The sequence below is a fragment of the Streptomyces hilarionis genome (genome assembly GCF_024539675.1).
GTDB classification, from domain to species: domain Bacteria; phylum Actinomycetota; class Actinomycetes; order Streptomycetales; family Streptomycetaceae; genus Streptomyces; species Streptomyces hilarionis.
Genome location: NZ_JAHHIT010000299.1, coordinates 1 through 4,265, shown reverse-complemented (window position 1 = coordinate 4,265; position 4,265 = coordinate 1). Strand labels below are relative to the sequence as shown.

Sequence of the window (4,265 nt, the reverse complement as noted above, 5' to 3'; positions counted from 1 at the left end):
CCGCCGCCGGCGGCCAAGCCCGGCGTGATCCCGCTGCGCCCTCTCGGCGTGGGTGAGATCCTCGACGGCGCCGTCGCCACCATGCGCGCCTACTGGCGCACCGTCCTGGGCATCTCGCTGACCGTCGCGGTCGTCACCGAGGTCGCCGTCGTCCTGCTGCAGGGCCTGATCCTGAACGGTTCCACCGACACCACCGCCCTCGGCGACTCCAGCGCCACCGTCGACGAGCAGCTCAACGCCATGGGCGACGCGATGCGCGCCTCGGGGCCGATCCTCCTGATCACCCTTGTGGGCACCATCACCGCGACCGCCCTGCTGACGGCCGTCACCAGCCGGGCGGTGCTCGGCAAACCGGTCACCCTCAAGGAGGCCTGGCGCGACGCCCGCCCGCAGGTGCCCAAGCTGTTCGGGCTGATCTTCCTGCTGGTGCTCATCGCCGCGGCGGCCGCCGCCGTGTGCCTGCTGCCGGGCATCCTGGTGAGCGCCGCCGGCGACGACGACGCGGGAGCCCCGTTGCAGGCCTTCGGCATCCTCGCCTCGATGGTCCTCGTGCTGTGGCTGCTGGTCCGTTTCTCCCTCGCCTCGCCCGCGCTGATGCTGGAGAAGCAGGGCATCAAGAAGGCGCTCGGGCGTTCCGCGAAGCTCACCCGCGGCTCCTGGTGGCGCGTCTTCGGCATCCAGTCGCTCGCCCTGCTCATCGCGAACATCGTCTCGATGATCGTCGTCGTGCCGTTCGCGCTCCTCGGCGCCGCCCTGAGCGACGGCGGCATCAGCGGCATGGTCGAGGCAGGCGCCGAGTACGGCTGGACGTACCTGATCGTCAGCGGCATCGGCTCGGTCCTCGGCTCCATGATCACGTTCCCGATCGCGGCCGGCGTCATCGTGCTCCTCTACATCGACCAGCGCATCCGCCGCGAGGCCCTCGACCTCGACCTGGCCCGCGCCGCCGGCGTCCAGGGCTACGGCTCCCCCGTCCCCGGCGCGACCACGGGGAGCTGATGCGGTGAGCCTGACGGGGGGAGCACTCACCGCGTCGCATCCGGGCAGCCTGCCCCCGCAGTCACCGCCCGGCGTCACCGACGGCGCCTCGGCGGCCCTGTCCCGCGCCGCCGGCCGGGCGCTGGCCGCCCTGGCCCGCGTGGGCGACGGCACGGCGACGGCGACGGCCCGCTCGGGCGACCAGCCTCCCCTCACCGTCCCCCGCGACCCCGCCCGGGAAGCAGCCCGCCGCGAGCTGTCCAGGGACCTGTACCACCAGAACGACCCCGGCCTCCTCCAACGCGTCCTGGACACCCTCTGGGACTGGATCGGCGACCTGTTCGACAGCGCGTCGTCCGCCACCCCGGGCGGCGCGCTCGGCCTCCTGGTCGTCGTCCTCGCCGTCGGAGCCGTCGTGGCCGCCCTGTGGTGGCGCCTCGGAACGCCCCACCGCCATACCTCCTCCACCGCCGCCCTGTTCGACGACCGACCCCGCAGCGCCGCCCAGCACCGCGCGGCCGCCGAGGCGCACGCCGCCCAGGGCCACTGGAACCAGGCCTTGCAGGAACGCATGCGCGCTGTCGTCCGCGCACTGGAGGAGCGGGCCCTCCTCGACACCCGCCCCGGCCGCACGGCCGACGAAGCCGCAGCCGAAGCCGGGCGCACCCTGCCCGCCCACGCCGACCGCCTGCGCACCGCCGCCCGCGACTTCGACGACGTCACATACGGCGGCCGTCGGGCGACCGAGCAGACATACCGGCGCACCGCCGAACTCGACCTCGACGTGGAACGCACCACCCCCCGGCCCGCGGCGAACAACCCGCACGCCACCGCCCGAGCCGCCCGGCAGGGAAGCGCCGGATGACGACCGAGGCCACGCCCGCGACCACCTCGGCGTCCCCCACCGCGCACCAGCTGTGGACCCGCGCGCGCGGACTCGCCCTCGCCCTCGCCCTCCTCCTCACGGGCGCGGTCACCATCGCCGTGCTCCAGTCCGACGCCCGCCACGGCGCCCTCGACCCCCGCTCCGCCGACCCTTCGGGCAGCCGGGCCATCGCCGAACTCCTCGCCGACCACGGGGTGTCCACGCGCGTGGTCACCTCCCTCGCCGAGGCCCGCACCGCGGCACGCCCCGACACCACCCTCCTGGTGGCCGTCCCCGACCTCCTGACACCACCTCAACAACGGTCCCTGCGCGCCTCGATCGCCGGCTCGGGCGGCCGCACCCTCCTCGTCGCCCCCGGCGGCCCCTCCGTGGCCACCCTCGCCCCCGGTGTGAGCGCCGACCCGGCCCACAGCCGCGGCTCCGCCCTCGCCCCCGACTGCGCCCTGCCGGCCGCCCGCACGGCCGGCACCGCGGAAACCGGCGGCATCCGCTACACCACCCATCGCGACGGCGTCGACGAGTGCTACCCCAGCGAGCGCCTCGCCACCCTGCTCCGCATCCCGGACGCCTCCGGCGACGGCGACACCGTCGTCCTCGGCGCGCCCGACATCCTCTCCAACGAACGCCTCGACAAGCAGGGCAACGCCTCGCTCGCCCTCCAACTCCTCGGCTCCCGCACCCATCTGGTCTGGTACCTCCCCTCGCTCTCCGACGCCTCCGCCACCGCACCGGACGACGAAAAGGACTTCCTCGACCTCCTGCCGTCCGGCTGGCTCTGGGGCACACTGCAACTCTTCGTCGCGGCAGCCCTCGCCGCCCTCTGGCGGGCACGCCGGCTCGGCCCGCTCGTGCCCGAGAATCTCCCCGTCGCGATCCGCGCCTCCGAAACCGTCGAAGGCCGCGCCCGCCTCTACCGCAAGGCAGCCGCCCGTGACCGCGCGGCCGCCGCTCTTCGCTCCACCACCCGCATCCGCCTCGCCCCTTCCCTGGGCGTCCCCGTCACCCAGGCGCACGCGCCCGAGGCTCTCCTGCCCGCCCTGTCCGCCCACCTCCACGGCGACGAACAGGCCCTGCACTCCCTCCTCTTCGGCCCGCCACCCGGCGACGACGACGCCCTGACCGCACTCGCCGACCACCTCGACGCCCTCGAAAGAGAGGTACGCCGTCCATGATGGACCCGACCACTGACAACGCCGGGACCAGCGGGGACCCGGGCCGCGCCCGCGCCTCCCTGGAAGCCCTGCGCGCCGAGATCTCCAAGGCCGTGGTCGGCCAGGACCCCGCAGTGACAGGCCTCGTCGTCGCCCTCCTCTGCCGCGGACACGTTCTCCTTGAAGGAGTCCCCGGGGTGGCCAAAACGTTGCTCGTCCGCGCCCTCGCCTCCGCCCTCGAACTCGACACCAAACGCGTCCAGTTCACCCCCGACCTCATGCCGAGCGACATCACCGGCTCCCTCGTCTACGACGCCCGCACCGCCGAGTTCTCCTTCCAGCCCGGCCCGGTGTTCACGCACCTCCTGCTCGCCGACGAAATCAACCGCACGCCGCCCAAGACCCAGTCCGCCCTCCTAGAAGCCATGGAGGAACGCCAGGTCACCGTGGACGGCACACCCCGCCCCCTCCCCGACCCCTTCCTGGTCGCCGCGACCCAGAACCCCGTCGAGTACGAGGGCACCTACCCCCTCCCCGAAGCCCAGCTGGACCGCTTCCTCCTCAAACTCACCATCCCGCTCCCCTCCCGCCACGAGGAGATCGACGTCCTCACCCGCCACGCCGAGGGCTTCGACCCCCGCGACCTGCACGCCGCCGGCGTACGCCCCGTAGCAGGCCCCGCCGACCTCGAAGCCGCCCGCGCGGCCGTCGCCAAAACCACGATCTCCCCCGAGATCACGGCTTACGTCGTCGACATCTGCCGCGCCACACGCGAATCGCCCTCACTCACCCTGGGCGTGTCCCCCCGCGGCGCGACCGCCCTCCTCTCCACAGCCCGCGCCTGGGCGTGGCTCACCGGACGCGACTACGTGATCCCCGACGACGTCAAAGCGCTCGCGCTGCCCACCCTCCGCCACCGGGTCCAGCTCCGCCCCGAAGCGGAGATGGAAGGAGTGACCGCGGACTCGGTCATCAACGCCGTCCTCGCCCACGTCCCCGTCCCCCGCTGATGGCGCTCACCGGACGCACCGCGCTCCTCGCGGCCCTCGGCTCCCTCCCCGTCGGCATCTGGGACGCCGGCTGGACCGGCATCCTCGCCGTCAACGCGCCCCTGGCCGTGGCCTGCGCCTGCGACTTCGCCCTGGCAGCACCCGTCCGCCGCCTCGGCCTGACCCGTTCCGGCGACACCACCGCCCGCCTCGGCGACCCGGCGGACATCACCCTCACCGTCACCAACCCCTCCCGCCGCC

The 4,265-nt window shown here is 74.0% G+C and carries 4 protein-coding genes and 1 pseudogene; all 5 read left to right on the top strand.

All coding sequences use genetic code 11. From position 1 onward, the window contains the following. Positions 1-999, top strand: a 999-nt coding sequence (locus KMS84_RS37970; RefSeq protein ID WP_256921112.1) for a DUF7847 domain-containing protein, incomplete at its 5' end; no start/stop codon positions are given. A 4-nt stretch (positions 1,000-1,003) separates the two neighbouring features. Further along, positions 1,004-1,843: a DUF4129 domain-containing protein gene (locus KMS84_RS37965; RefSeq protein WP_438819032.1), complete on the top strand. Its 840-nt coding sequence runs from the start codon at positions 1,004-1,006 to the stop codon at positions 1,841-1,843. Continuing rightward, positions 1,840-3,036: a DUF4350 domain-containing protein gene (locus KMS84_RS37960; protein ID WP_256921111.1), complete on the top strand. Its 1,197-nt coding sequence runs from the start codon at positions 1,840-1,842 to the stop codon at positions 3,034-3,036. The genes KMS84_RS37965 and KMS84_RS37960 overlap by 4 nt, the downstream gene beginning before the upstream one ends. Further along, positions 3,036-4,025 (top strand): AAA family ATPase, encoded by a 990-nt coding sequence (locus KMS84_RS37955; protein ID WP_256921113.1) that lies wholly within the window; start codon positions 3,036-3,038, stop codon positions 4,023-4,025. The genes KMS84_RS37960 and KMS84_RS37955 overlap by 1 nt, the downstream gene beginning before the upstream one ends. Next, positions 4,025-4,265, top strand: a pseudogene (locus tag KMS84_RS37950) (DUF58 domain-containing protein); the annotation flags it as partial. The gene KMS84_RS37955 and the pseudogene KMS84_RS37950, both read left to right, overlap by 1 nt.